This is a genomic window from Actinomadura sediminis, from assembly GCF_042675525.1.
Taxonomy (GTDB): domain Bacteria; phylum Actinomycetota; class Actinomycetes; order Streptosporangiales; family Streptosporangiaceae; genus Spirillospora; species Spirillospora sediminis.
The window spans coordinates 1-23,916 of sequence record NZ_JBHTJA010000103.1; the positions used below are offsets into that span (position 1 = coordinate 1).

Annotated in this window: 26 protein-coding genes, 3 tRNA genes and 1 pseudogene; 25 read left to right on the plus strand and 5 right to left on the minus strand. The window is 72.8% G+C overall.

Features of this window, described 5'->3' with window-relative positions:
- Nucleotides 1-223 precede the first annotated feature (223 nt).
- The 7 genes from ACFQ11_RS31060 to htpX all read left to right on the plus strand — a co-directional run bounded on the left by ACFQ11_RS31060 (nt 224) and on the right by htpX (nt 7,623).
- Nucleotides 224-763, plus strand: a complete 540-nt coding sequence (locus ACFQ11_RS31060) for a NuoI/complex I 23 kDa subunit family protein (protein WP_378305162.1) — start codon at nt 224-226, stop codon at nt 761-763.
- Complete coding sequence (locus tag ACFQ11_RS31065) at nt 760-1,323, plus strand: NADH-quinone oxidoreductase subunit J family protein (RefSeq protein ID WP_378305164.1); 564 nt, start codon at nt 760-762, stop codon at nt 1,321-1,323. The genes ACFQ11_RS31060 and ACFQ11_RS31065 overlap by 4 nt, the downstream gene beginning before the upstream one ends.
- On the plus strand, nt 1,323-1,715 hold the full coding sequence (nuoK, locus tag ACFQ11_RS31070) for an NADH-quinone oxidoreductase subunit NuoK (protein WP_378305166.1): 393 nt from the start codon (nt 1,323-1,325) through the stop codon (nt 1,713-1,715). The genes ACFQ11_RS31065 and nuoK overlap by 1 nt, the downstream gene beginning before the upstream one ends.
- The gene (locus ACFQ11_RS31075) at nt 1,712-3,718 is read left to right on the plus strand and encodes an NADH-quinone oxidoreductase subunit 5 family protein (protein WP_378305168.1); all 2,007 of its coding nucleotides are present in this window, start codon (nt 1,712-1,714) and stop codon (nt 3,716-3,718) included. Before nuoK ends, ACFQ11_RS31075 begins: the two co-directional genes overlap by 4 nt.
- Nucleotides 3,715-5,220, plus strand: coding sequence for a complex I subunit 4 family protein (locus ACFQ11_RS31080; RefSeq protein ID WP_378305170.1), 1,506 nt, complete (start codon nt 3,715-3,717; stop codon nt 5,218-5,220). The genes ACFQ11_RS31075 and ACFQ11_RS31080 overlap by 4 nt, the downstream gene beginning before the upstream one ends.
- Entirely contained in the window at nt 5,220-6,707 is a 1,488-nt protein-coding gene (locus ACFQ11_RS31085) for an NADH-quinone oxidoreductase subunit N (protein WP_378305172.1), read from the plus strand. Before ACFQ11_RS31080 ends, ACFQ11_RS31085 begins: the two co-directional genes overlap by 1 nt.
- Before the next feature lie 67 nt (nt 6,708-6,774).
- Entirely contained in the window at nt 6,775-7,623 is an 849-nt protein-coding gene (gene htpX, locus ACFQ11_RS31090) for a zinc metalloprotease HtpX (RefSeq protein ID WP_378305174.1), read from the plus strand.
- A gap of 94 nt (nt 7,624-7,717) precedes the next feature.
- Here htpX and ACFQ11_RS31095 read toward each other — a convergent pair whose 3' ends face one another.
- Both ACFQ11_RS31095 and ACFQ11_RS31100 read right to left on the minus strand, forming a co-directional pair.
- The gene (locus ACFQ11_RS31095; RefSeq protein ID WP_378305177.1) at nt 7,718-8,206 is read right to left on the minus strand and encodes a YajQ family cyclic di-GMP-binding protein; all 489 of its coding nucleotides are present in this window, start codon (nt 8,204-8,206) and stop codon (nt 7,718-7,720) included.
- 56 nt (nt 8,207-8,262) lie between these two features.
- On the minus strand, nt 8,263-8,679 hold the full coding sequence (locus ACFQ11_RS31100; protein ID WP_378305179.1) for a cold-shock protein: 417 nt from the start codon (nt 8,677-8,679) through the stop codon (nt 8,263-8,265).
- Between the two features lie 132 nt (nt 8,680-8,811).
- On the opposite strand from ACFQ11_RS31100, the gene ACFQ11_RS31105 reads away from it, so the two are divergent.
- Nucleotides 8,812-8,893, plus strand: a tRNA-Tyr gene (locus ACFQ11_RS31105).
- 254 nt (nt 8,894-9,147) lie between these two features.
- Complete coding sequence (locus ACFQ11_RS31110) at nt 9,148-9,705, plus strand: hypothetical protein (protein ID WP_378305181.1); 558 nt, start codon at nt 9,148-9,150, stop codon at nt 9,703-9,705.
- Between the two features lie 81 nt (nt 9,706-9,786).
- Here the strand turns inward: ACFQ11_RS31110 and ACFQ11_RS31115 are convergent, their stop codons facing one another.
- Nucleotides 9,787-9,975: a hypothetical protein gene (locus tag ACFQ11_RS31115; RefSeq protein ID WP_378305183.1), complete on the minus strand. Its 189-nt coding sequence runs from the start codon at nt 9,973-9,975 to the stop codon at nt 9,787-9,789.
- Nucleotides 9,976-10,358: 383 nt separating this feature from the next.
- On the opposite strand from ACFQ11_RS31115, the gene ACFQ11_RS31120 reads away from it, so the two are divergent.
- The 4 genes from ACFQ11_RS31120 to ACFQ11_RS31135 all read left to right on the plus strand — a co-directional run bounded on the left by ACFQ11_RS31120 (nt 10,359) and on the right by ACFQ11_RS31135 (nt 12,731).
- Nucleotides 10,359-10,544, plus strand: a complete 186-nt coding sequence (locus ACFQ11_RS31120) for a hypothetical protein (protein ID WP_378305185.1) — start codon at nt 10,359-10,361, stop codon at nt 10,542-10,544.
- Nucleotides 10,545-10,605: 61 nt separating this feature from the next.
- Entirely contained in the window at nt 10,606-11,157 is a 552-nt protein-coding gene (locus tag ACFQ11_RS31125) for an AAA family ATPase (protein ID WP_378305187.1), read from the plus strand.
- A 33-nt stretch (nt 11,158-11,190) separates the two neighbouring features.
- A complete protein-coding gene (locus ACFQ11_RS31130) occupies nt 11,191-11,907 on the plus strand; it encodes a MerR family transcriptional regulator (RefSeq protein ID WP_378305189.1) in 717 nt (238 codons plus the stop codon).
- Nucleotides 11,901-12,731, plus strand: a complete 831-nt coding sequence (locus tag ACFQ11_RS31135) for a hypothetical protein (protein ID WP_378305191.1) — start codon at nt 11,901-11,903, stop codon at nt 12,729-12,731. Before ACFQ11_RS31130 ends, ACFQ11_RS31135 begins: the two co-directional genes overlap by 7 nt.
- A 4-nt stretch (nt 12,732-12,735) precedes the next feature.
- Here ACFQ11_RS31135 and ACFQ11_RS31140 read toward each other — a convergent pair whose 3' ends face one another.
- Nucleotides 12,736-14,040 carry an MFS transporter gene (locus tag ACFQ11_RS31140; protein WP_378305194.1) on the minus strand — a complete coding sequence of 435 codons (1,305 nt, stop codon included), beginning with the start codon at nt 14,038-14,040 and terminating at the stop codon, nt 12,736-12,738.
- 311 nt (nt 14,041-14,351) lie between these two features.
- Here ACFQ11_RS31140 and ACFQ11_RS31145 point away from each other — a divergent pair, with 311 nt between their 5' ends.
- The 9 genes from ACFQ11_RS31145 (at nt 14,352) to ACFQ11_RS31185 (ending at nt 20,716) form a co-directional block, all read left to right on the plus strand.
- Entirely contained in the window at nt 14,352-15,101 is a 750-nt protein-coding gene (locus ACFQ11_RS31145; protein ID WP_378305196.1) for a protein phosphatase 2C domain-containing protein, read from the plus strand.
- Between the two features lie 34 nt (nt 15,102-15,135).
- Nucleotides 15,136-16,263 (plus strand): acyl-CoA dehydrogenase family protein, encoded by a 1,128-nt coding sequence (locus ACFQ11_RS31150; RefSeq protein WP_378305198.1) that lies wholly within the window; start codon nt 15,136-15,138, stop codon nt 16,261-16,263.
- A gap of 104 nt (nt 16,264-16,367) precedes the next feature.
- Nucleotides 16,368-16,440: transfer RNA gene (locus tag ACFQ11_RS31155), tRNA-Thr, on the plus strand.
- A gap of 282 nt (nt 16,441-16,722) precedes the next feature.
- Nucleotides 16,723-16,796 (plus strand) — tRNA-Met (locus ACFQ11_RS31160).
- 117 nt (nt 16,797-16,913) lie between these two features.
- Nucleotides 16,914-17,078, plus strand: coding sequence for a 50S ribosomal protein L33 (rpmG, locus tag ACFQ11_RS31165; RefSeq protein WP_067629315.1), 165 nt, complete (start codon nt 16,914-16,916; stop codon nt 17,076-17,078).
- 695 nt (nt 17,079-17,773) lie between these two features.
- The gene (locus tag ACFQ11_RS31170) at nt 17,774-18,211 is read left to right on the plus strand and encodes a MaoC family dehydratase N-terminal domain-containing protein (protein WP_378305201.1); all 438 of its coding nucleotides are present in this window, start codon (nt 17,774-17,776) and stop codon (nt 18,209-18,211) included.
- Between the two features lie 2 nt (nt 18,212-18,213).
- Nucleotides 18,214-18,639 (plus strand): MaoC/PaaZ C-terminal domain-containing protein, encoded by a 426-nt coding sequence (locus tag ACFQ11_RS31175; protein WP_378305203.1) that lies wholly within the window; start codon nt 18,214-18,216, stop codon nt 18,637-18,639.
- Between the two features lie 69 nt (nt 18,640-18,708).
- Nucleotides 18,709-19,785: a UDP-N-acetylmuramate dehydrogenase gene (locus ACFQ11_RS31180; protein ID WP_378305206.1), complete on the plus strand. Its 1,077-nt coding sequence runs from the start codon at nt 18,709-18,711 to the stop codon at nt 19,783-19,785.
- Between the two features lie 265 nt (nt 19,786-20,050).
- Nucleotides 20,051-20,716, plus strand: a complete 666-nt coding sequence (locus ACFQ11_RS31185) for a GntR family transcriptional regulator (protein WP_378305208.1) — start codon at nt 20,051-20,053, stop codon at nt 20,714-20,716.
- Between the two features lie 15 nt (nt 20,717-20,731).
- On the opposite strand, the gene ACFQ11_RS31190 is transcribed toward ACFQ11_RS31185, so the two are convergent.
- Nucleotides 20,732-21,811, minus strand: a complete 1,080-nt coding sequence (locus ACFQ11_RS31190) for an adenosine deaminase (protein ID WP_378305211.1) — start codon at nt 21,809-21,811, stop codon at nt 20,732-20,734.
- 200 nt (nt 21,812-22,011) lie between these two features.
- Between ACFQ11_RS31190 and ACFQ11_RS31195 the strand changes: the two genes are divergently transcribed.
- The 3 genes and pseudogenes from ACFQ11_RS31195 to ACFQ11_RS31205 all read left to right on the plus strand — a co-directional run.
- Nucleotides 22,012-22,986 carry a hypothetical protein gene (locus tag ACFQ11_RS31195; protein ID WP_378305213.1) on the plus strand — a complete coding sequence of 325 codons (975 nt, stop codon included), beginning with the start codon at nt 22,012-22,014 and terminating at the stop codon, nt 22,984-22,986.
- Nucleotides 22,987-23,090: 104 nt separating this feature from the next.
- Complete coding sequence (locus ACFQ11_RS31200; RefSeq protein ID WP_378305216.1) at nt 23,091-23,600, plus strand: SigE family RNA polymerase sigma factor; 510 nt, start codon at nt 23,091-23,093, stop codon at nt 23,598-23,600.
- A 1-nt stretch (nt 23,601) separates the two neighbouring features.
- Nucleotides 23,602-23,916, plus strand: a pseudogene (locus tag ACFQ11_RS31205) (hypothetical protein); the annotation flags it as partial.

The window sequence follows — 23,916 nt, forward strand, 5'->3', positions numbered from 1 at the left end:
CGCGCGGCGCGTGCGGCGCCCCGGGCGGGCGCGGCGGGCGCGGGCCGCGCGGCGGCGCGTCCCCGGGCCGGCCGGGTCGTGATTCGTCGGGGCCGTTCGCGTGGCTCACCTGACCTCCTCGCCGCAGGCCGATCGCGGTACGGACCGGCGGTCCCACGTCCCGTACGACGAACGCGGCGGCCTTCACGTTCCCCCGCGCCCCGCAGTGCGCAATCATGGGGCGGTGGGACGGCTACCAGGAGGCGGGCTGGCCAAGGGGCTGGCCGTCACGTTGCGGACGATGACGCGGCGTTCCATCACGCGCCAGTATCCGGAGGTGCAGCCGGATCTGCCACCGCGCAGCCGCGGCGTCATCGCGCTGTTCGAGGAGAACTGCACGGTCTGCATGCTGTGCGCCCGTGAATGCCCGGACTGGTGCATCTACATCGACTCCCACAAGGAGACACTTCCGGCCGAAGGCGGCGGGCGCGCGCGCACACGGAACGTCCTCGACCGGTTCGCCATCGACTTCGCCCTGTGCATGTACTGCGGCATCTGCGTCGAGGTGTGCCCGTTCGACGCGCTGTTCTGGTCGCCGGAATTCGAGTACGCCGAGTACGACATGGCCGAACTGACGCACGAGAAGGAACGGCTGCGGGAGTGGATGTGGACGGTCCCGCCGCCGCAGGCCCCCGACCCCGCCGCCGAGGACCCGAAGGAACTGGCCGCCGCCGAGAAGGCCGCCGCCCGCGCCGCCCGCAGGCCCCCGGGTGACGCGCGGTGACCGGCCAGGAGATCGTCTTCGCGCTGCTCGGCGCCGTCGCCGTCGGCTCCGCGCTGCTCGTCGTGACGACGCGCCGGCTCGTCCACGCCGCCCTGTGGCTCGTCGTGTCGTTCGGTGCGCTGGCCGGCGGATACCTGGTGCTGACCGCGGAGTTCGTCGCGTGGGTGCAGGTGCTGATCTACGTCGGCGCGATCGTCGTGCTGCTGCTGTTCGGGATCATGCTGACCCGCGCGCCGATCGGCGAGTCCGCCGACCTCGACTCCCCGAACCGGTGGGTCGCCGCCGCGGTGGCCGCCGCGACCGCCGCCGTCCTCGTCACCGTCGTCGTCATGGGCTTCGGGGACGAGCGGATGCCGCTGCGCGCCGGCGGCGGCTCGGCCGAGGAGCTCGGCTCGGCGGTGTTCCGCACGTGGGTGCTGCCGTTCGAGGTGCTGTCGGTGCTGCTGCTCGCGTCCCTCGTCGGCGCGATCGTCCTGTCCCGCTCGGACGTCCGCACGAAGAACGACCGCGAGGCCGGCCGGGACGGCGGCCGGGACGGCGGCCGGGAGGGCGAGCGCTGATGCACCTCGCCTACCCCACGGTCGTCGCGGCCCTGCTGTTCTCGATCGGCGTGTACGGGGTGCTGGCCCGGCGGAACGCGATCCTCGTCCTGATGTCGGTCGAGCTGATGCTGAACGCCGTGAACCTCAACCTCGTGACGTTCGACGTGTGGCTCCGGGACCGGCTGCACGGCGGCCAGGTCCTCACCCTGTTCACGATCGTGATCGCGGCGGCGGAGATCGGCATCGGGCTCGCGATCGTCCTGCTGGTCTACCGGAACCGCCGCATGATCGACGTCGACCGCCTCCGCGACCTCGCCGAGGACCGCACGGACGAACACCCGCACGGCCGCACGGGCGAACGCGCGGGACGGCCCGCGCGCCCGGCCGGCGACGAGGAGGCCGCCCGGTGATCGTCCTCGCGTCCCTGACCGTCCTCCTCCCGTTCGCCGCCGCCCTCGCCGGGTTCCTCCTCGGCCCCCGCCTGACCCGCGCGCTGCGCGGCGGCACGCCCCCGCGGACGCCCCTCCGCAACGGCCCCGCGCTGCTCGCGTGCGTCCCGGCGGCGGTGTCGCTCGTCCTCGCCGCGATCGTCGCGTTCACCGTCTGGCGCGCCCCCGGAACCCGGACCGGCGGGCTGACGGTCGTCGACACCGGCACCGTCCCCGTCCGGGTCGCGCTTCAGGTGGACGGGCTGTCCGCCGTCGTCGCGCTGATGGTGTGCTGCGTCGCGCTCGCCGTCCAGGCGTACTCGGTCGTCTACCTCGACGGCGACCGCCGCTACTCCTCGTACGCCGCGTTCGTGTCGCTGTTCACGTCGGCGATGCTGCTCGTCGTCTTCGCCGCCGACCTGATCGTCCTGTACGTCGGCTGGGAGGTCATGGGCGTCTGCTCGTACTTCCTGATCGGCCACCACTGGGAGGAACGGGAGTACTCGCGGGCCGCCGTCAAGGCGTTCCTGACGACGCGGCTCGGCGACGCGGGCTTCCTCGTCGGCATCATCGTCCTCGGCGTCGGCGCCGGATCGTTCGCGCTGGACGACGTCCTGCGGCACGTCGCCGCGCTCCCGGACGCGACCGTCACCGCCGCCGCGCTGCTGCTGCTCGCCGGGGTCGCCGGCAAGAGCGCCCAGTTCCCCCTGCACACCTGGCTGCCGGACGCGATGGCGGGCCCGACGCCGATCAGCGCCCTGATCCACGCCGCGACGATGGTCGCGGCGGGCGTCTACGTCGTCGCGCGGCTGTTCGGCGTGTTCGCGGCGGCCCCGGCGGCACTGGCCGTCCTCGGCGTCCTCGCGGTGGTCTCCATGGTCGGCGCGGCGCTCGCCGCCCTCGCGCAGGACGACCTCAAGCGCGTCCTCGCGTACTCCACGATCAGCCAGCTCGGCGTGATGGCCGCGGGCCTCGCCGTCGGCGCGCACGCGCCCGCGGTGTTCCACCTGCTGTCGCACGGCGCGTTCAAGGCGCTGCTGTTCCTCGCCGCCGGATGCGTCATCGTCACGACCGGCACGAACATGCTCGCCCGCTACGGCGGCCTCCGGCACGGCATGCCGATCACGTTCTGGTCGATGACGATCGGCTTCGCCGCCCTCGCCGGCGTCCCGCCCCTGTCCGGCTGGTTCAGCAAGGACTCGATCATCGAGGCCGCCCAGCACTCCGCCACCCACGGGGGGACGCTGTACGACGAGGCGCGCGGGCCGGGCCTCCTCGGCGTCGTCCGACCACTGGACGGCGACTGGTCCGCCTATGCGCCCCCGGCAGCGCCAGACCCTTCCCTTGCCGCAGCCCTCCAGAAGCTGGAGCCCACCTACGGCGTGACCATCCCCACCGGCGTCGCGTGGCTCGTCTACCTGGGCCTTCTCCTCACCGTCGTGCTCACCGCCGCCTACGCGACCCGAACCTGGCTGATGACGTTCTTCGGTGAGCCGCGCGGGACGCGGGACGTCCGCGAACCCTCGAAGATCATGTCGTGGACGGTCGCGGCGCTCGCGGTCCCGGCCGCGATCCTCGGGTTCTTCGGGCTCGGCTCGGACGAGCTGCGGCCGCACCTCGGACCGGCCCTCCTCGGGATCGTGCTCACCGCGGCCGGCGCGGGAGCCGCGTTCCTCATCTGGAACCGCGATCCCGCACTCGACCCGGCGCGCGCGCTGGGCCCCGTCCGTCCGGTGTTCGCGCGCGCCTTCTACGTGGACGAGCTTTACGCGGCGGCGATCGTCCGTCCCGTCCGGGCACTCGCCCGGTACGTCGTCACGGCGGACGCGCGCGGCATCGACAAGGCCGTCGTCGGGACCGGCCGGTCCGCGCGCCGCCTCGCCGGACCCCTGCGCACCCCGCAGAACGGCAACCCGCAGACGTACCTGACGGGCCTGATCGCGGGCGTCGTCGTCATCGCGGCCGTGGTGGTGATCTTCCAGTGATCTTCGTCGTGATGATGGCGATCCCGCTCGCCGGGGCGCTCGCGCTGCTGCTGCCGCGCGAGCGGTTCCTCGCCACGGGCCTCGCCGTCCGCCGGTTCGGGACGTTCACGTCCGGCGCGACGCTCCTCGTCGCGGTCGCCGCGCTCAACGCGTTCGACTACGCGAACCCGTCCGCCGTCCAGCTCGGCGTCGACCGGGAATGGGCCCCGGCGATCGGCCTCCGCTTCCACCTGGGCGCCGACGGGATCTCCCTCCCGCTCGTCGCCCTCACCGCCCTGCTCACCTTCCTGTGCTTCCTGCACCTGCTCCGGCACGTCCCGGACGGCGGCGACGTGCGGCTGCTGACCGCGCTGCTGCTCGTCCTGGAGGTCGGGCTGCTCGGCACGTTCACATCCCTCGACCTCGTGCTGTTCTTCGTCTTCTTCGAGGTCGTCCTGATCCCGATGTACGCGGTGATCGTGCTGTGGGGCGGGCCGGGGCGGCGCGCCGCCGCGAACAAGTTCGTCCTCTACACGCTCCTCGGGTCCGGGCTGCTGCTCGCCGGGATGCTGCTGGTCGCCGTCCACGCCGGGACGCTCGACATGACCGAGCTCGCCGCCCGGCACGGCGCCGGCCTGACCCACGGCATGCAGGTGACCGCGTTCGCGCTGATGGGGCTCGGGTTCGCGGTGAAGGCGCCGATGTGGCCGCTGCACACCTGGCTGCCCGACGCGCACACCGAGGCCCCGACCGTCGGGTCCGTCCTGCTCGCCGGGGTGCTGCTGAAGATGGGCACCTACGGGCTGGTCCGCGTCGCCGTCCCGCTCGCCCCGGACGGCGCCGCGTTCTGGGCGCCGTGGCTCGCCCTCCTCGCCGTGATCGGCATCGTCTACGGCGCCCTCGCCTGCCTCGCCCAGCGCGACCTCAAACGGATGATCGCGTACTCGTCGGTCGGGCACATGGGGTTCGTCCTGCTCGGCATCGCGACGCTGACGCCCGTCGGGGTGAACGCGGCGCTGTTCGGCAACATCGCGCACGGCCTCATCACCGGCCTGCTGTTCTTCCTCGCCGGGGCGGTCAAGGAACGCTGGGGCACCTATGACCTGGACGCGCTGGGCGGCGGCATGCTCGCGACCGCCCCCCGGCTCGCGTCCGTCCTGACGTTCGCGTCCGTCGCGTCCCTCGGGCTGCCCGGGCTCGCCGGGTTCTGGGGCGAGATGATGGCCCTCATGGGCGCGTACCGGCCCGCCCCCGACCTGCCCCGCACCGCGTTCCTGATCTTCCTGGCGGTCGCCGCGCTCGGCGCCGTCCTCACCGCCGCCTACTTCCTGCGCATGCTCTCCACGCTCACCCACGGCCGCCCGGACGCCGGCGCCCCGCCGCGGGCCCCCGCCGCCGTCACCGTCCAGGAGTACGCCGCCTGGCTCCCCCTGGTCGCGTTCACCCTGCTCATCGGGCTGTGGCCGAAGACCCTGCTAGACGTGACGACCGCCCCCGTGCGGGCCCTGCTCGGAGGCGGCTGATGATCCAGAGCATCGACTACGCGGCCGTCGCCCCGCCGCTGATCACCGCGATCGCCGCCGTCGCGCTGCTGCTCGGCGACGCGTTCGGCGTGCCGCGCCGCGCCCTCGGCCCGCTGTCCGGCGCGTCCCTGCTCGCCGCGTTCGGCGCCGTCCTCGCGCTCGGCCCCGGCGACCGCCGCGCCACGTTCTGCCTGCCGGACGGCCTGCGCGGCGACGGCCCCGCGTCCTGCTCGTACGTCGCCGACGACTTCACGCTCGCCTTCCAGGGGATCGTCCTCCTCGCCGCCGCGGTCGTCGTCCTGCTGTCCGTGCGGCAGATCGCCGACGCGAACGTCCCGGCGGGGGAGTACCACTTCCTCCTGCTGGCCGCCGTCACCGGCGCGCTCACCCTCGTCGCCGCCCGCGACCTGATCCTGCTGGTCGTCGCCCTCGAAACCCTCTCGCTGCCGGTGTTCGCGCTCGTCGGGCTGCGCCGCTACGACGGCACCGCCTCCGAGGCCGCCCTCAAGCTCTTCCTCGTCTCCGTCGTCTCCGCCGCGATCATGCTGTTCGGCGTCAGCCTCCTCTACGGCGCCACCGGCGCGATGCACCTCGACCGCGTCGCCCCCGCCCTCGAGACGCTCCCCGCCGACCTCGACGCGGTCGCGGCCACCGGGATCGTCCTCCTCCTCACCGGCTTCGGGTTCAAGGTCGCGGCCGTCCCGTTCCACTTCTGGGCGCCGGACGTCTACGAGGGAGCCCCGCTCCCCGTCGCCGCGTTCCTGTCCGTCGTGTCGAAGGCCGCCGGATTCGCCGGGCTCGCGATCGTCCTGTCCCTCGGCCTGCCCGCCTACGCGCACGTGTGGGGGCCGCTCGTCGCCGTCCTCGCGGCCGTCACCATGACGCTCGGCAACCTCGTCGCGCTCCGCCAGCGCACCGCGATCCGCCTGCTCGCCTGGTCGTCGGTCGCGCAGTCCGGGTACATGCTCGCGCCGCTCGCGGTCGGCACCGACCGGCTCCCCGAGGCCGTCGCCGCCACCACCGCCTACGTCGCCTTCTACGCCGTCATGAACCTCGGCGCGTTCGCCGTCGTCACCGGATTCCGCCGCCGCACCGACGAGACGTCCCAGCCGATCGACACCCTGGACGACTTCCGCGGGCTCGCCCGCCGCGCCCCCGCCACCGGTGCGGCCCTCGCCTTCTTCCTCATCTGCCTCGCCGGGCTCCCGCCGGGCGTCATGGGCCTGTTCGCGAAGGTCGTCGTGTTCCGCGGCGTCGTCGCCGGCGACGTCGTCTGGCTCGCCGTCGTCATGGCGATCAACACCGTCGTCGGGCTCTACTACTACCTGCTCTGGGCCGCCCGCCTGTTCGCCGCGCCCACCGGCCCGGCCCCCGAAACCGCCCCCGGCCTGCCCGTCCGCTTCGCCGTCGCCGCGACCGCCGCGGGCGCGCTCGTCCTGTCCGTCGCGCCGCAGATCATCCTGCAGACGGTGACCGCCGCGACCTGACGGGAACGTTCGGGCAGGTCACCCCGTTCTCGGTGATGGGTGGAGCAAACGGGGAGGCTTCGGAGAAGTGCAGTTCAACGGCATCAAAACCGCGGCACTCATCGCTGCGCTGTCGGCCTTGATGCTCGCGGTCGGCTGGGTGATCGGCGGAGGCGCCGGCCTGACCATCGCCCTCGTCATCGCGCTCGGCACCAACGGCGTCGCCTACTTCTTCAGCGACCGGATCGCGCTGCGCTCCATGCGCGCCCACCCCGTCGGCGAAGTCGAGGCGCCCGTCCTGTACCGGCTCGTCCGCGAACTCGCGACGTCCCAACGACAGCCGATGCCGCGCCTGTACGTCTCCGAGACCATGCAGCCCAACGCGTTCGCCACCGGCCGCAACCCCCGCAACGCCGCCGTCTGCTGCACCCGCGGCATCCTCCGCATGCTGGACGAACGCGAACTCCGCGCCGTCCTCGGCCACGAACTCTCGCACGTCTACAACCGCGACATCCTGATCTCCTCGGTCGCCGCCGCCATCGCGACCGTGATCACCTACCTGTCGTACCTCGCGATCTTCCTGCCGCTCGGGCGTTCCGAGGACGACGACGGCCCCGGCGTCCTCGGGGCCCTCCTCATGCTCGTCCTCGGACCCGTCGCCGCCGCCGTCGTGCAGATGGGGATCAGCCGAACCCGCGAGTACGCCGCCGACGCCGCCGGGGCCCGCATCACCGGCGACCCCCTCGCCCTCGCCTCGGCCCTCCGCAAGATCGAGGCCGGCACCCGCGCGATGCCGCTGCCCCAGGACCCCGAACTCGCGACCACCAGCTCCCTCATGATCGCGAACCCGTTCCGGGGCGCGGGCATCGGCAGGCTGTTCTCCACCCACCCCCCGACCGCCGACCGCATCGCCCGCCTCGAACGCATGGCCCGCTGAGGATTCGGCCGAACCACCCGGGGCTCCGCGGCGTCATAGAAAACGAGCGCGCCGGCCGTCTCTGCGGGGGAGACGGCCGGCGCGCTCTCGAACGTCAGCGGTAGTTCACGAACTGAAGCGCGACATCGAGGTCCTTGCCCTTCAGCAGGGAGATGACCTCCTGCAGGTCGTCCTTCTTCTTCGAGGTGACCCGCAGCTCGTCCCCCTGGATCTGCGCCTTCACGCCCTTCGGGCCCTCATCCCGGATGATCTTGCCGATCTTCTTGGCGTCCTCCTGGGAGATGCCCTCCTTCAGCCCGACGCCGATCTTGTACAGCTTCCCCGACGCCTTCGGCTCGCCCGGATCGATCGCCTTCAGCGAGATCCCCCGCTTCACGAGCTTGTCCTTCAGCACGTCCAGCACGGCCTTCGCGCGCTCCTCGGTGTTCGCCTGGATCTCGATGGTCTCCCCGGACCACTTGACCCCCGCGTCCACGTTCCGGAAGTCGAACCTGTTGGCCACCTCCTTCGCGGCCTGGTTCAGCGCGTTGTCGACCTCCTGCCGGTCCAACTTCGAGACCACGTCGAAACTACTGTCGGCCATCAGACGTCCCCTCTGCGACTAGCACCTCGACGAAGCGTATCGACCTTCCCCGCACTTCAGTCCTCGGTCCACCCGTGCTTCTGCGCGACCCCCAGCAGGCTCTCGCGGATCTTCACGATCTGCCCGCCCGTGAGCTCCGGCACCTTCGCCAGCAGCACATCGGTGATCTCGTGCCCCAGCTCCCGCGACGACAGGACGTCGCACAGCACGTCGTCGTCGAACGACTCGGCCGTCCGCCGCGCCGGAGGACGCTCGGACGGCCGAGGCTCCTCGAGCGCCCGCACCGCGAACGCCTTCGGCCCCCGCTCCCCCTGCGCGACCTCGAACTCCACCGAAGTCCCGGGCGTGAACAGGCTCTTGTCGTCCAGCAGGTCGTTGGCGTGCACGAACACGTCCTCGCCGCCCCCGTCCGGCACGATGAACCCGTACCCCCGCACATTGTCGAAACTGAAGATCGTTCCTGAACGCACCACAGACCTCACCACGTCAACACAGCTCAAGCGCAGGGTAGCGCCTGCACCCCCGCTACCTCACCGACCACCGATGTCACGTCCACTCGTCCCGTCCGCTATTCTTTCCAGTGCCGTCGCCGAGCGCGACACCACGGCGGGTTGCCCGAGTGGCCAATGGGAGCGGACTGTAAATCCGTCGGCTTAGCCTACCCAGGTTCGAATCCTGGACCCGCCACACCAGCCTAACCGGCCCCTGACCAGCACCAACGGTCAGGGGCCGTTGGCGTGTGTCCGGCTGTAGCCGCTTGCCGGGCCGGTCGGCGGTGTCGCGTCGTCGTCCGGAACGAACCGGCTCCATCGGGACCGGTGGTGTGACGAGTTCCAGGGCGGGGCCGTGGCCCAGCAGCGTCGCGAGTGTTACGGCCGGCTGGGGGGATTGGGTACGCGCGCCGGCCAGCTCTGGAGCGGTCGATGCGTCAGTCGTGGCCGATGACGGCAAAGCGGCCGGAGGCTTCCGTTGAGATGATGCTGTTCGTGGAACGTTTTGAGACCGCGAGTTTCGCTCTCATCCCCGGTGAGCGCGTCCGGGCAAAGGTCGTCGGCCATCACCCCTGGGGCGTGATCGTCAAGGTGGTCGGGCACGAAGACGTTGGCGCGTCGATCGACATGATCCAGCAGTTCAGCCGGACTGTGAACAGCAATGAGGAGTTGCTCGACCTCTACCCCGCGGTCGGCACGGAGATCGATGCCGTGGTGGAACAAGTCCGCAGGTGGTACCCGCCCGCTTGGGTGCGGCTCAGCATACGACCCGCCGACTTGGAGAGTTTCACCTGGCCGTGTGACTTCTGCGGCGCTTGGGCCACCCTGAGTCCCGGAGGCGACGGTCTCGTCATGGACGTGCGAAGCAACGACGGTCCGGGAAGCCATACCGTCATCTCTCACCGGACATGCCTCGCCGACCGCATCCGACCGGAGAACACGGGCGAACGTGCCCGGGCGCTCCGGGTCGGGAGGTCGCCGGAGTCCGTGGACGCACGCGACCGCTAAGTCATCGAGGGCGTCGCGCGGGTCCCGGGCAGGCGGCGTCTCCGGGGCGGTCCCGGAAGGTCGCGAACCGGGCGTGGACGGTCAGCCCAGGGCCCAGTAGGCGACGAGGACGAGCAGGACCACGACGGTGAAGCCGGCGAGGGCGATCTTCTGGTTGCGGGTGCGCTGCGGGACGTGCTGTCTGCGCTGCTCCAGCTCTTTCGCGAAGGCGCGAGCGCTCTGATCGTTGCGGGTGCGAACCCATTGGCCATTGCCAAGGCCGTTATCCATGCACACCAACCCCTCTCCCCGACAGAGTACGGGAATCGATCATCGCTGTCCCTTGCGGATGGTCGCCACGAGCCACCGGGGGAACGGCGGGATCGAGCGGGCGGCGCACGAAGAAGCAGGTCAGCGGTGCTGTAATCCGCGCCCGGCGCGTCCCGATGAATTCACTGCGTGCCCGGACGAGTACGGGGACTCCGGTGAAGGGGCCTCGGCGAGATGGGACCGCGCGGTGGCCGAGGACGTGTCGGGCTGATGCATGCTGGCGTTCGGGGCTTCGCCGTTTTCGGGCACTCGGACGTTGTGAGGTTGATGTGCCGCCCTTGCCGGGGACTACGCAACCCGCCGCTTCCGGAGCGGCTGTGCGTCCGGATCGAGAGCTTCCGGACGTGACGCTGCTGCGCCTGACGGACGCGGCGTGTGGACGGGACGATCTTCGCGCGGAGGCCCGGAAGGTGCTCGACGGCGGTGGTGCCTTCGAGGTCCGCTCGCTCCGGCTGGAGCGCTTCGACGCGGCGGCCGACCGGTGGCGGTTCGTCCGCGGGTTCGGCTTCGCCGCCCGTTCGCGGGGGTAGTTGGGGGCGATCTGTCGTTGCTTGGGGCGGCGGTTGGCGGGGCGTGCGTAGGGTCGGAGGGGTGAGACGTGGGGTGATCCTCTGCGGGCCCGCGGCGGTGGGGAAGTCGACGGTCGCGGAGGAGCTGTTCCGCCTGGACGGACGGTTCGTGCGGCTGCCGGTGGTGGCGGCGGACGCACTCGCGCCGGGGGAGTTCGACGCGCTGCGGGCGTCGGGGCGGATCGCCGTCGAGCTTCGCGGGGAGGTCGCGGTCGATCGGCGGGACATGGACGCGGTCGCCGATGCGGGACGCGTCCCGGTGGCGTGGACGAGCGACGTCGCGGATCTGCAGCGGTTGAAGTTCGCGGTGCCGTTCTTCGGGTGGGTGAGCGTGCTGCTGTGGGCGCCGCGGGAGGTGTGCGGGTTGCGGGCGCAGCGGCGGGGCGACGCCGACGCGCGGGGCGTCCTGGGGGTGTGGGACGAGACGCGGCGGGATCTGCTCGGGCTCGAGGATCCGGTGTTCAACCTCGTGGTGCACACGGAGCGGGTGGAACCGGGGGAGGCGGCGCGGCGGGTGGCGGAGGCGGTCGAGGCGGGGCCGGCGCAGCCGGTGTCGGTCGTCGGCGACGTTTGACCTTGACGCGACGTCAACGTTTTCAATGGCGGTATGCGAATCGGAGAGCTTGCGGCGCTGGTGGGGGTGTCGACCCGCACGGTGCGGCATTACCACGCACAGGGCCTGCTGCCGGAGCCGGAGCGGCTGTCGAACGGGTATCGCGAGTACCGGATGCGGGACGCGGTGCTGCTCGCGCGGGTGCGGCGGCTGGTCGAGCTGGGGATGTCGCTGGACGAGGTCCGTGACGTGCTCGCGGACGATCGGGGCCGCGACCTGCGGGAGGTGCTGCGGGAGCTCGACGACGACCTGGCCCGGCAGGAGGCCGCGATCCGGGAGCGGCGGCTGCGGCTGGCGCTGCTGCTGGAGGACGGCGAGCTGCACCCCGACTCGGCGGTGTCGCCCGAGATGGCGGGGGTGCTGCGGGACCTCACGGGCGGTGGTTCGAAGTTCGCGGAACTCGACCGGGGAATGCTCGCCCTCGCCGACACGGCGGCGGGCCCGGACGGGCGCGAGTGGATGGTGGAGGTGCTGCGTCCGCTGGCGGAACCGGAGGCGGCCGCGCGGGTGCGGGACCTGTACGCGCGGATGGACGAGCTGGCGGACGCCGACGTGGACGATCCGCGCGTCGCGGAGGTCGCGGCGGACTTCGCGGCGCTCCTGCCGGCGGAGATGGTGCGGGCCTTCGCGGAGCAGGCGGACGAGGGGCCGTATCTCGACGGGATGACGCCCGCGCAGGCGGAGGTGCTCCGGCGGGTGCGGCGATGCTGAGGGTCGCGAGGGGCGTGCTGTTCGCGATGGTCCCGCTCGAGCTCGTCCTGCTGGTGCTGCTGGGGTCGGGGGTGGCGCTGCCCCACGGGGTGCTGGTCGCGGGCGAGGTGTGCGTGCTCGCGGCGCTGGTGCTGGAGGGGACGGTCGCGTTCCGCCTGTACCGGGGGGCGCGCCGGGACGGGGCGGGACGGGCGGCGGCGGTGCGGCACGCGTACCGGACGATCGTGCCCGTGCAGGTGCGCAGGATCATGGCGTTCGACAAGGACGGGCTGGTCAGCCTGTGGATGTTCGTGGCGCGACGCCGGCACGGGGTGCCCGCGGGCGGTGTCGGCGTCCCGTACTCGAAGGGGCAGACGGCGATCCAGCTTGCGTTCCTGCTGGCGATGGTGATCGAGCTGGCCGGGGTGGAGCTGCTGCTGCGGGCGGTGGGTGCCCCCGAGGCGCTGAGGATGGCCGTCCTGTTCGTGGATCTGTACTCGATCCTGATCGTGGTGGCGGTCATCGCCGCGTGCGTCACGCGCCCGCACGTGGTGACGGACGAGGAGGTGCGCGTCCGGTACGGGGCGTTCTTCGACCTGCGGATCCCCCGGGAGAAGATCGCGTCGGTGCGGACGGTCCGGAACTACAACGAGAGCGGGCTGGTGCGGGTGTCGGAGGGGCGGCTGGCGGTGGCGGTCGCGTCGCAGACGAACGTGCTGGTCGAGCTGACGGAGCCGATCGTGGCGGTGCGTCCGCTCGGGAAGCGGGTCGAGGTCCGGAGCGTCCGTTTCTACGCGGACGATCCGGACCTCGTGGGGGCGCGTGCGGTCCCGTCCCCGGCGTGACGGTTCAGCTCGGGACGGCGACCTTCTCCGGTTCGTCCGCGCGGGCGTGGTCGCGGGGGATGACGAGCGCGGCGGCGAGGCTGACGGCGGCGATCACCGCGAGGTAGCCGGTGATCGCCATGGAGGTGCCGGTGGAGGCGAACAGGGACTCGGCGACGAGCGGGGTGATGCCGCCGCCGAGCAGGGCGGCGAGCTGGTAGGCGACGGACGTGCCGGAGTACCGGATGGCGACGGGGAAGAAGCTCGCGGTGAGCGTGCCCTGCGGGGCGTGGCTCATCGACAGGACGGCGCCCATCAGCACCATGAACACCGCGATCAGGACGAGGTTGCCCGTGTTGATCACCGGGAGGATCGCGACGGCGCCGGCCAGGAGGAACACCGAGCCCCCGGTGAACACGGCCCGCATGCCGAACCGGTCCGTCCAGTGCGCCCAGAGCGGCGCGGTGACCAGCCAGAGGGCGGATCCGCCGATGACGCACATGAGCAGGTAGTCGCGGTCGAGGGCGGCGTTGTCCTCGCCGTAGGACAGGGCGTAGACCATGAAGATGTACGCGACGGCGCTGTTGCCGATGATGACGCAGATGGTGTGGACGACCGAGCGCCAGTGGTCGCGCAGGACGAGCGCGACCGGCAGCCTGACGGGCTTGCGGCGCTCGACGAGCCCCTCGTAGTCGGGGCTTTCCTCGATGCGGAGCCGCAGGTACAGGCCGACGCCGACGAGGGCGAGGCTGAGCAGGAACGGCACCCGCCAGCCCCACGACTGGAACGCGGCGTCGCCGAGCAGGGCCGAGACGCCGAGGAAGACGGCGTTCGCGCACAGCATCCCGGCGGGCGTCCCCATCATGGGGAAGGCGCCGAACAGGCCGCGCCGTCCCGCGGGCGCGTGCTCCATGGTGAGGACGACGGCGCCGCCGAGTTCGCCGCCGAGGCCGATGCCCTGGGCGATGCGGAGCACGACCAGGAGGACGGCGGCCCAGATGCCGAGGGTCTCGTAGGTCGGGAGCAGGCCGATGAGCGCCGTCCCGATCCCCATGATCAGCAGTGAGACGACGAGTGTGTTGCGCCGTCCGATGCGGTCGCCGAAATGGCCGAATATGACGCCGCCGAGGGGGCGGGCGAGGAACCCGACGGTCATCGTGCCGAACGAGGCGATGGAACCGGCGACGGGGTCCATGGTGGGGAAGAACTGCTTGCTGAAGACGAGCGCGGCGGCCGTTCCGTAGAGGAAGAAGTCGTACCACTCGATGGTGGTGCCGATGAAGGCCGCCCATGAGACGCGGCGTGCCGCTTGCCGGCGGTCGATGTCCATCACCTGGGCCTTCCGGTCGAGTACACGTGACGAGGATGCACGTGAGCGATATCACCGGCTAATACCTAAAAGAGGGTGCCCTATGTTCGACTCGTCATATGGCCGGACGGTTATACGGCCGCGCGAAAGTGGTATACGGGCGATTCTGAGCGGCCCGGTAACGTGGTTCCATTTCGTGCGGTAAAGCCCCCGAGAGGACGAGCGGAAAGTGCGGGACGTCGTTGCGTCATCCCGCTCGCGGGCAGGTCCCGAAGGTGAGGATTCGGTGGCGTCCGCCCCGGACGGACGGCCGTGCGGGTAGATCTGGACGCGTGCAGGTGAGCTATGCGAGCGAGGCGACGCCGGGCCGGGAGAACGAGGACTTCGTGGCGGCCGGGCCCGGCTGGGTGGTGCTGCTGGACGGGGCGACCGCGCCGCCGGGCGTGGACGGCGGGTGCCGGCACGACCCGGCGTGGCTGGTGCGGCGGCTCGGCGGGCGGATCGCGGCGGGCCTGGCGGCCGAGGCCGGGGAGCCGCTGCCCGACCTGGTGGCCGAGGCGATCAAGGTGACGGGGGAGGCGCACGCCGGCACGTGCGACCTCGGCGATCCGGACAGCCCGTCGGCGACGGTCTCGGTGCTGCGCCGCCGCGCGGACGCCGTCGACTGGCTCGTCCTCGCCGACTCCCCGATCGTGTTCGAGACGTCCGCCGGGCCGGTCGTCTGCCGGGACGACCGGATCGACCGGCTGCCGAGCTACACGCGCGCGGCGGTGCGGGCGGCGCGCAACAGCCCCGGCGGGTTCTGGGTCGCGAGCACGAAACCGGAGGCGGCGTACGAGGCCCGCACGGGACGGGTGCCGCTGCGGGGGCTGCGCCGGGCGGCGGTGCTGAGCGACGGCGCGTCCCGCCTGGTGGAGCGGTTCGGGCGGCTGAGCTGGGCGGGGCTGCTCCGGGTCCTGGACGAGGAGGGGCCCGCCGAGCTGGTGCGGCGCACGCGCGAGGCGGAGGCGGCGCAGCCCGCGGACGCCGCCGGGCGGGGCAAGCGGCACGACGACGCGACGGCGGTTCTCGTCAGGTTCTAGACGCCATCCTAGAAAAGGATTCTAGAATAGGGCCATGGAGCCACAGGATTTCGACGACGTGCTGCAGGCCGTCCGCCGCTTCGTCCGCGACGAGGTGATCCCGCGCGAGGAGGAGATCGAGGAGACCGACGCGATCCCCGAGTCGGTGCGGCGCACGTCCCGCGACATGGGCCTGTTCGGGTACGCGCTGCCCGAGGAGTACGGCGGCCTGGGGCTGTCGATGAGCGAGGAGGTCCGGCTCGTCTTCGAGATCGGCTACGCCAGCCCGGCGTTCCGGTCGATGTTCGGGACGAGCAACGGCATCGCCGGGCAGGTCCTCGTCCACGCCGGGACGGACGCGCAGAAGGACCGCTGGCTGCCCCGCCTCGCGTCCGGGGAGGTCGTCGGCGCGTTCGCGCTCACCGAGGCCGAGGCCGGGTCCGACCCGAGCACGCTCACGACGTCCGCGCGCCGCGACGGCGACGAGTACGTCATCGACGGTGCGAAGCGGTTCATCACCAACGCCCCGGAAGCGGACGTCTTCATGGTGTTCGCCCGGACGGGCGGCGAGGGCTCGCGCGGCATCTCCACCTTCCTCGTCGAGAAGGGGACGGACGGCCTGAAGATCGGGCCGTCCGACGAGAAGATGGGGCAGCGCGGGGCGCACACCGCCGAGGTGTTCTTCGACGGCGTCCGCGTCCCCGCCGACGCGATGGTCGGCACGGAGGGCACCGGGTTCCGCACCGCGATGGCGTCCCTCGCGCACGGGCGGCTGAGCATCTCCGCGGTCTGCGTGGGCCTCGCCCAGCGGATCCAGGACGAGGCCGTCGCGTACGCGAAGGAACGCGCCCAGGGCGGCCGGAAGATCGGCGAGTACCAGCTCGTGCAGGGCCTCCTCGCCGACTCGCAGGCCGAGCTGTACGCGGGACGGTCGATGGTCCTGGAGGCCGCGCGGGCCTACGACGCCGGCGAGGACACCAAGCTCGGGCCGTCCTGCGCGAAGTACTTCTGCTCCGAGATGGTCGGCCGGGTCGCCGACCGGGCCGTCCAGGTCCACGGCGGGATGGGCTACATGCGGGGCGTCGCCGTCGAGCGGTTCTACCGGGACGTCCGCCTGTTCCGCATCTACGAGGGCACGAGCCAGATCCAGCAGCTCGTCATCGGCCGGCACCTCCTGCGCTGACCTGCGGATACGCCGCCGCCGAGCGGCGGGAAGGGTGAGCGGGGCTTTCCAGTTCGCAAGTGGTGCCCGGGCCGTGTATGGTTTTCACTGCGCGAACGACGCAAGCCCCTTTAGCTCAGTCGGCAGAGCGTCTCCATGGTAAGGAGAAGGTCTACGGTTCGATTCCGTAAAGGGGCTCAACGACACCACGGCCGCCGTCCGGACGATCGGAGGGCGGCCTTCGTCGTTCCCCGGGGCGCCCCGGGCCCGGCCGTCCGGATTCGCCTAGTGTCAGGGCCCTGTGGTAGCGTCCCACCGGTTCCATTGGGACGATTCGCAGGTCACCGGCGTACCGGGTAACCTGGGAGACGGCCCGAAGGGCCGCTCGAACATGCGTCCCCGACCACGGTCCGGGAAATGCTGTTCCGAGGGTGCGGTGGGCATCCGGTATCCTTCGAACCGGTCCACACCGACCATCACGGCGGGGTAGCTCAGTCAGGCAGAGCAAGCGGCTCATAATCGCTGTGTCGCCGGTTCAAGTCCGGCCCTCGCTACTACCCAGGTCTCTCACCTCCTCCGGGAGGTGAGCAGGCTGGGTTCGTACCGCCGGCCGCCCCACGGGCGGCCCCGGTCCGAAGTTCCTTGTCCCTAGCTCAGAAAGGCACTCCATCGTGGCTGCCACCGACGTCCGGCCGAAGATCACGCTGGCCTGCCAGGAGTGCAAGCACCGCAACTACATCACGCGGAAGAACCGGCGCAACGACCCGGACCGCCTCGAGATCAAGAAGTACTGCCCGAACTGCCGGTGCCACCGCCCGCACCGCGAGACCCGCTGACCGACGCCGGGGAGCCGCGCGGCCTCCGGGCGCAGAGCGCCCTACGGCCGCGCGCGGAACCGAGCCCCGGCGCACGGGGCAGGCCCCCCGAGCATCCTGCGGGCACGTCCGACGCGAGCCCGGCTCGCACGGGCCCCGGGCCGAACGCCCTGCGGCACTCCTGCGCAAGCCGGCTTGCAGGCCCCGGGCCGCGCGCCCTCAGGCGACGGAAGACCGGTGCACGCGGGGCCCGGACCTAGCGTCCTGCGGCGGCGACGCGAAACCGGTGCATGCAGGCCCCCGGGCCGCGCGCCCTCGGGTGACGGAAGACCGGCGCACGCGGGGGGGACCGAGCGTCCTGCGGGCGGCCGAGGCAGCCCTGGCGCACGGGGGTCCTCAGCCCAACGCCGTCCGGGCACGTTCGACGGGAGCCCGGCTCGCGCGGGAGCCCGGTAGCGCCGCGCGGATCGCGCAACGGGCCGCCCGTTTCGCCTGGTGCGAGGGGGAGCGGCGCGGGGCCCAGGAGGCCGGGCGGAGCGACTTCTTCGCGGCTTGCCCACCTGTTCAGCACGACCTTCAGCCCGTTCTCGTGGGTGAGACCCGCGAGGACGGGCTGAACGTCATTCTGTTACCGTCCGTCGAAACGCAGAGGGAACGGTGCTCACGGCGCGGGCACCCGGGCGCGACGCCCCGTTCGACCTGGAAGGACGGACTGCATGGCACTGAACCGTGATTTCATCGGGCGGAGCTTCCCGCCCAGCGAGCCCTACGAGGTCAGCCGCGTCAAGATCCGCGAGTTCGCGGACGCGATCGGCGACCCCAACCCCGTGTACCGGGACGCGGACGCGGCGAAGGCGGCCGGGCACCCCGACGTCATCGCGCCGCCCACGTTCCCGATCGTGGTGTCGCTCGGCAACCCCGGTCTCGCCGACCCCGACCTCAACCTCAACTACGCGATGGTCGTGCACGGCGAGCAGCGGTTCGAGTACACCCGCCCGATCAAGGCCGGGGACGTCGTGACCTGCACGTCGACGATCACCGAGATCAAGTCGATCGGCAACAACGAGAAGATGGTCGTGGAGACCGACGTGAAGACGGTCGAGGGCGAGCTCGTCTGCAAGACCTACAACACGATCGTGGAGCGGGGGGCCTGAGGATGACCGCGAAGGTGAAGTACGACGACGTCGAGGTCGGCACCGAGATCCCCGCCCAGACGTACAAGGTCGACCGCGCGAACCTCGTCATGTACGCGGGCGCGTCCGGCGACTTCAACCCGATCCACTGGCGCGAGTCGTTCGCGAAGGCGGTCGGGCTGCCCGACGTCATCGCGCACGGCATGTACACGATGGCGCAGGGCGGCCGGTTCGTCACCGACTGGGCGGGTGACCCGGGTGCGGTCGTCGACTACGGGGTACGGTTCTCCTCGCCCGTGGTCGTCCCCGACGAGGGCGGCGCGTCGCTGGAGATCAGCGGCACGGTGGAGGAGAAGCTGGACGACGGCAAGGTCGTCGTGGCGCTCACCGCCAAGTCGAACGACCAGAAGGTCCTCACGCGCGCCAAGGCGGTCGTCCGTCTCGCCTGAACGGGCGCGCGCCCGTCCGCGCCGGCCGGGGACGCCCGGCCGGCGCGGACGCGAACATGCGACGGAGGGATGGACGACGTGGCGGTGATCGCCGAAGAGGTGAACCTGGCCGGATACACCACGCTGCGGCTGGGCGGCCCCGCCCGGCGGTTCGTCGAGGCGACCACCGAGGAGGAGGTCGTCGCGGCGGTCCGGGAGGCCGACGAGTCGGGGGCGCCGCTGCTGGTGCTCGGCGGCGGCAGCAACGTGGTGGTGTCCGACGACGGGTTCCCCGGGACGGTCGTGCACGTCGGGACGCGCGGGACCGAGCGCGTCGCCGCCGAGGGCGGGCGGGTGCACGTCCGCGTCCAGGCCGGCGAGGACTGGGACCCGTTCGTCGCCCGCTGCGTGTCCGACGGCCTCGCCGGCGTCGAGTGCCTGTCGGGGATCCCCGGGCGGGTCGGTGCGACGCCCATCCAGAACGTCGGCGCCTACGGGCAGGACGTCAGCGAGACGATCGTCCGGGTCCGCGCCTACGACCGGCGCGACCGCGCGTGGGTGACGCTCGGCCCGGACGAGTGCCGCTTCACCTACCGCAACAGCGTGTTCAAGGGCGACGACCGGTACGTCGTCCTGGACGTGACGTACGCGCTGCGCGAGTCGGAGGAGTCGCAGCCGATCGCGTACGCGGAGCTGGCCCGCAAGCTGGACGTGCGGCCCGGCGAGCGGGTCGCGCTGAAGGAGGCGCGCGACGCCGTCCTGGAGCTGCGGAAGGGCAAGGGCATGGTGCTCGACCCGGCCGATCCCGACAGCCGCAGCGCCGGATCGTTCTTCACCAACCCGATCCTGGAGCCGGCGCAGCTCGCCGAGCTGGAGCGCCGCGTCGCCGAGCGGCTCGGTCCGGACGCGACGTTCCCCCGCTACCCGGAGCCGGACGGGCGCACGAAGACGTCCGCCGCGTGGCTCATCGACCGCGCCGGGTTCGCGAAGGGCCACGGCGCGGGTCCGGCCCGCATCTCCGGCAAGCACACCCTCGCGCTCACCAACCCGGGCGGCGCCCGGACCGCCGACCTCCTCGACCTGGCCCGCGAGGTGCGCGCCGGGGTGCGGGACGCGTTCGGCGTCGAGCTCGTGAACGAACCGGTCCTCGTCGGCGTCACGCTCTGACCCGGCGGCCCGACGCGCGGGGCTCGATCCGGCGTCGCGCGGGGCACCGGGCGCGGGCGGGCTTCGGTTTCGCGGGCGTCAGGGCGGGCCTTCGCGGGCATGAACATATCGGGCCCTTTGACGTCCGCGGGGCCCGGCCGCGGCGGGGCCCGTTGGGGAGTGCACCGTGGCCGTCCCCCTGCCCCGGCACACGCCCGGCGCGCCGCCGGGCCCGCGACCGCCGCGCCCGGTGGGTCCGCGGCCGCCGAGTCCCGGGGCGGCCGGAATGCGCCTGCAGCTCGGCGACGAGGTCGCCGCGCGGATCCGCGAACTGATCGTCGACGGGCGGGTCCGGCCCGGCGAGCACCTGCGCCTCGAACGGCTCGCCGCCGAGTTCCGGATCAGCGTCACGCCCGTCCGGGAGGCGCTGAAGTCGCTGCGCAGCGAGGGGTTCGTCGTCCTCGAACCGCGCCGCGGGTTCGTCGTCGCGCCCCTGTCGAAGCAGGACGTCGCGGACCTGTTCTGGGTGCAGGCGGGCATCGCCGCCGAGCTGGCCGCGCGCGCCGCCGCGGCACTGGACGACGCCGCGCTGTGCGACCTCGACGCGTTCCACCGCGCGCTCGAACAGGCCCGGACCCTCCACCGCCCGGACCTGATGGAGCAGCACAACCGGGACTTCCACCGGCGGATCAACGTCGCCGCCGCGTCCCCGAAGCTGGCGTGGTCGATGGGGACGGCCGCCCGGTACGTCCCGCGCGGGCTGTTCGGCGACGTCCCCGAGTGGCCGCGCCTCGCCGTCCGCGACCACCGGCGCGTCCTTGACGCGCTGCGCGCGGCCGACGGGCCGGGCGCGGCCGCCGAGATGCGCGCGCACGTCCTGCGCGCGGGCGAGTTGCTGGTGGCGCACCTGGAACGGCGCGGACGCTGGAGCCCGGACGGGCCCGGGGCGTGAGCCGCCGCGGCCGGTTCAGTTCGCGTCGGCGAGCCAGGCGTCGATGCCCGCGAGGAGCCGCCCCCGGACGTCGTCCGGTGCGGCCGACCCCCGGATCGACTGCCGCGCCAGTTCGGCGAGCTCGGCGTCGCTGAAGCCGTGCTCGGCCCGGACGAGCTCGTACTGCCGGGCCAGCCGGGACCCGAACAGCAGCGGGTCGTCCGCGCCGAGCGCGATGGGGACGCCGGCCTCGTGCAGGGCCCGCACGGGGACGTCCGCCGCGGTCGCCGCGACGCCGAGGCCGACGTTCGACGCGGGGCACACCTCCAGCGTCACGCCGCGCCGCGCGATCGCCTCCAGCAGGTACGGGTCCTCGACGGCGCGCACGCCGTGCCCGATGCGGTCGGCGCCGAGCGTCTCCAGGCATTCGCGGACGCTCGCGGGCCCGAGCAGCTCGCCGCCGTGCGGGTCCGACAGGAGCCCGCCGCGCCGCGCGATCCGGAACGCGCCCTCGAAGTCGTAGGCGCGGCCGCGCCGTTCGTCGTTGGACAGCCCGAACCCGACGACGCCCTGCCCCGCGTACCGGACGGCGAGCCGCGCGAGCGTCTTCGCGTCCAGCGGGTGCCGTGTCCGGTTCGCGGCGATCACCAGCCCGATGCCGACGCCGGTCGCCGCCGACGCCTCGCGGGCCGCGTCCAGCACGAGTTCCACGGTCGGGGTCAGCCCGCCGAACTTCGCCGCGTACCCGCTGGGGTCGACCTGGATCTCCAGCCAGCCCGATCCTTCGGCGGCCTCGTCCTCGGCCGTCTCGCGCAGCAGCCGCCGCAGGTCGTCGGGCGTCTGCAGGACCGAGCGCGCGATGTCGTACAGCCGCTGGAACCGGAACCAGCCGCGCTCGTCCGTCGCGTGGAGCCGCGGCGGCCAGTCCTCCACGAGCGCGTCCGGCAGGTGCACGCCGTGCCGCCGGGCGAGTTCGACCAGCGTCGAATGCCGCATCGAGCCGGTGAAGTGCAGGTGCAGGTGCGCCTTCGGGAGCAGCGCGGTGTCCGGGCGCGCGGCGCCGCGCGCGACGGCACCCTCGTCGACCGGACGGGCGGGAACGGTACGGGCCTCCATGGACCAATGTTGCCGGATGGCGCGCGGCGGCGAACCGGCGCCCCACCAGGATCATCACACCGGACTACCTCCCATGACACGCGGCGGCCATCGCGTCGCATGGGCATGCCGGAAAATTCTTGTGATTTCCGTGCAACCCTGCTCACCGTCCGTGCGTAGACGAGGGGCGCAAGAGTGTTGCGGGGCAGAAGGGAATCACCATGATCACGCTCAAGGCCGCCCTCATCGCCGCGTCCGCCGTCGGGACGCTGTCCGTCGGCGGCGGCGTCACGTGGGCCATGACCGGCGCGGGGTCCGACACGGCCGCGCCCATGGGCGCGCACGCGTCCGGGCCCGCCGCCGCCCGGGAGGCCGCCGGCGCGCCCGCCGCGACGCCGACGTGCGTCCCGGCTCCCGGCGCGAAGCTGCCCGAGCCCGGCGCGAAGCTCCCCTCGTCCGGCGCCGTGCCCGGGACGGAGGGGCTGCGGCAGCAGGACGTGCCGGAGGTCGACCTCCCGGCCGGCGCCGCCGAGGGCGCGAAGGAGAAGGCGGGCGAATTCGCCCGCAACGGGCTCCCGCGGGCGGACGTGCCGACCGCCGCGGCGGGCGAGGCCGTCGCCGGGGCGAAGGAGAGCGCCGCGGCGAAGGCGGAGGAGCTGCGCCGCAAGGCCGCCGACCTGCCCGTCTGCCCGCCCGCGGACGGCGACGCCCCCGCGGCCGCGTCGCCGGGCGCGCCGAACGCCCGCGTCCCCGCGAAGCCCGGCCTGCCCGAGGCGCCCGCCGCGCGCCTCGACTGCCGCGACCTCGACCCGGCCGTCGAGGTCGGCGGCCCGGCGGAGAAGGCGCTCATGCTCACCAAGGGCCTGCGCCACGAGGCGACGTCCCGCGCCGCCCGCGACCTCGGCGGCGAGAAGGTCTGCACGGTCGCCCAGAAGTGGACGGGCGCGGGCGGCCGGTGGCTCAGCGTGCTGCGCGTCCAGACGCCGTCCGGCGTCGGCGAGCAGGAGCTCCGCGAGGGCCTGAAGCTGCCGTCCGGCGGCACGCCCGTCGCCGTCGCGGGCGCGTCCGCGTGGCAGCTTCCGGGCGGGCACGGCGTCCTCGTCCGCGACCCGAGCGGCTACTTCATGCACGTCCAGGGCTCGCCCGCGCTCGGCCAGGTGAAGGACGTCGCGGCCGCGCTGCGCCAGGCCCGCTGACCGGACCCGGCCCGAAAGACCGGCGGGCGGTCCCGGGCGCCGACCCCGTGGCCCGGGACCGCCCGCCCCCGATGACCGTTACCGCACGAGCCGGACGGAGCACAGTGGGGCGTCGAGACGACGAGTCGTTCGTGGAGTTCGTGGCGGCACGCGGCAACGCGCTGCTGCGCACCGCGGCGCTGCTGTGCGGCGCCGGGCAGGACGCCGAGGACCTGCTGCAGACCGCCCTCGAGAAGGCGTACCGGCACTGGGGCAGGCTCGACGCCGACGCCGACCCCGAGCCGTACGTCCGGCGGATCCTGGTGAACCTGACGATCAGCCGGGCGCGGCGGTGGAAGGTGCTGCGGGAGATCCACATGGCCCGGCTCCCCGAGACGCCGACCGCGTCGCCGCACCACTCCGTCGAACTGAGAGGGGCGCTGATGGACGAGCTTCGCAAACTGGGGCCACGCCAGCGCGCGGTGCTCGTCCTGCGCTTCTGGGAGGACCTCTCGGAGGCGGAGACCGCGCGGGTGCTCGGCTGCTCCGTCGGCACCGTCAAGAGCCAGGCGTCGCGGGGACTCGCCAGGCTCCGCGAACGCCTCGACACGAACCTGGCGCCGATGGGGGGATGACATGGACGTTGAGGACGAACTGCGCCGCGCGATGGCCGAACGGGTGGCGGACACGCGGGCGCCGCGGTCGCTGGCATCGGACGTCCGGCGCCGGCACCGCCGCCGCAAGGCCCGGATCCGCACCGCGACGGCCGTGGCCGGGGCGTCCGTCGCGGCGCTCGCGCTGGTCCCGACGTACCGGTCGATCCAGCCCGCGCCCGCCGGGGCGCCCGAGAACGTCGAGAGCCCCACCGGGACGCCCGCGCCCCGCGCGCCGCCGCCCGCGCCCGCGCCCGCGCCGCCGCGCCCGTCCGAGTCCGGGAGGGACGGGACCGCG

What these genes read in the sequence shown, in the direction of transcription:
- ACFQ11_RS31085 (WP_378305172.1), top strand. Translation starts at nt 5,220, where the DNA reads ATGATCCAGAGCATCGACTACGCGGCCGTCGCCCCGCCGCTGATCACC.
- ACFQ11_RS31130 (WP_378305189.1), top strand. Translation starts at nt 11,191, where the DNA reads ATGCGAATCGGAGAGCTTGCGGCGCTGGTGGGGGTGTCGACCCGCACG.
- ACFQ11_RS31190 (WP_378305211.1), bottom strand. Translation starts at nt 21,811, where the DNA reads ATGGAGGCCCGTACCGTTCCCGCCCGTCCGGTCGACGAGGGTGCCGTC.
- ACFQ11_RS31140 (WP_378305194.1), bottom strand. Translation starts at nt 14,040, where the DNA reads ATGGACATCGACCGCCGGCAAGCGGCACGCCGCGTCTCATGGGCGGCC.
- ACFQ11_RS31150 (WP_378305198.1), top strand. Translation starts at nt 15,136, where the DNA reads ATGGAGCCACAGGATTTCGACGACGTGCTGCAGGCCGTCCGCCGCTTC.
- ACFQ11_RS31195 (WP_378305213.1), top strand. Translation starts at nt 22,012, where the DNA reads ATGATCACGCTCAAGGCCGCCCTCATCGCCGCGTCCGCCGTCGGGACG.
- ACFQ11_RS31110 (WP_378305181.1), top strand. Translation starts at nt 9,148, where the DNA reads ATGACGGCAAAGCGGCCGGAGGCTTCCGTTGAGATGATGCTGTTCGTG.
- ACFQ11_RS31095 (WP_378305177.1), bottom strand. Translation starts at nt 8,206, where the DNA reads ATGGCCGACAGTAGTTTCGACGTGGTCTCGAAGTTGGACCGGCAGGAG.
- ACFQ11_RS31180 (WP_378305206.1), top strand. Translation starts at nt 18,709, where the DNA reads ATGGACGACGTGGCGGTGATCGCCGAAGAGGTGAACCTGGCCGGATAC.
- ACFQ11_RS31175 (WP_378305203.1), top strand. Translation starts at nt 18,214, where the DNA reads ATGACCGCGAAGGTGAAGTACGACGACGTCGAGGTCGGCACCGAGATC.
- ACFQ11_RS31115 (WP_378305183.1), bottom strand. Translation starts at nt 9,975, where the DNA reads ATGGATAACGGCCTTGGCAATGGCCAATGGGTTCGCACCCGCAACGAT.
- ACFQ11_RS31135 (WP_378305191.1), top strand. Translation starts at nt 11,901, where the DNA reads ATGCTGAGGGTCGCGAGGGGCGTGCTGTTCGCGATGGTCCCGCTCGAG.
- ACFQ11_RS31170 (WP_378305201.1), top strand. Translation starts at nt 17,774, where the DNA reads ATGGCACTGAACCGTGATTTCATCGGGCGGAGCTTCCCGCCCAGCGAG.
- nuoK (WP_378305166.1), top strand. Translation starts at nt 1,323, where the DNA reads ATGCACCTCGCCTACCCCACGGTCGTCGCGGCCCTGCTGTTCTCGATC.
- ACFQ11_RS31185 (WP_378305208.1), top strand. Translation starts at nt 20,051, where the DNA reads ATGCGCCTGCAGCTCGGCGACGAGGTCGCCGCGCGGATCCGCGAACTG.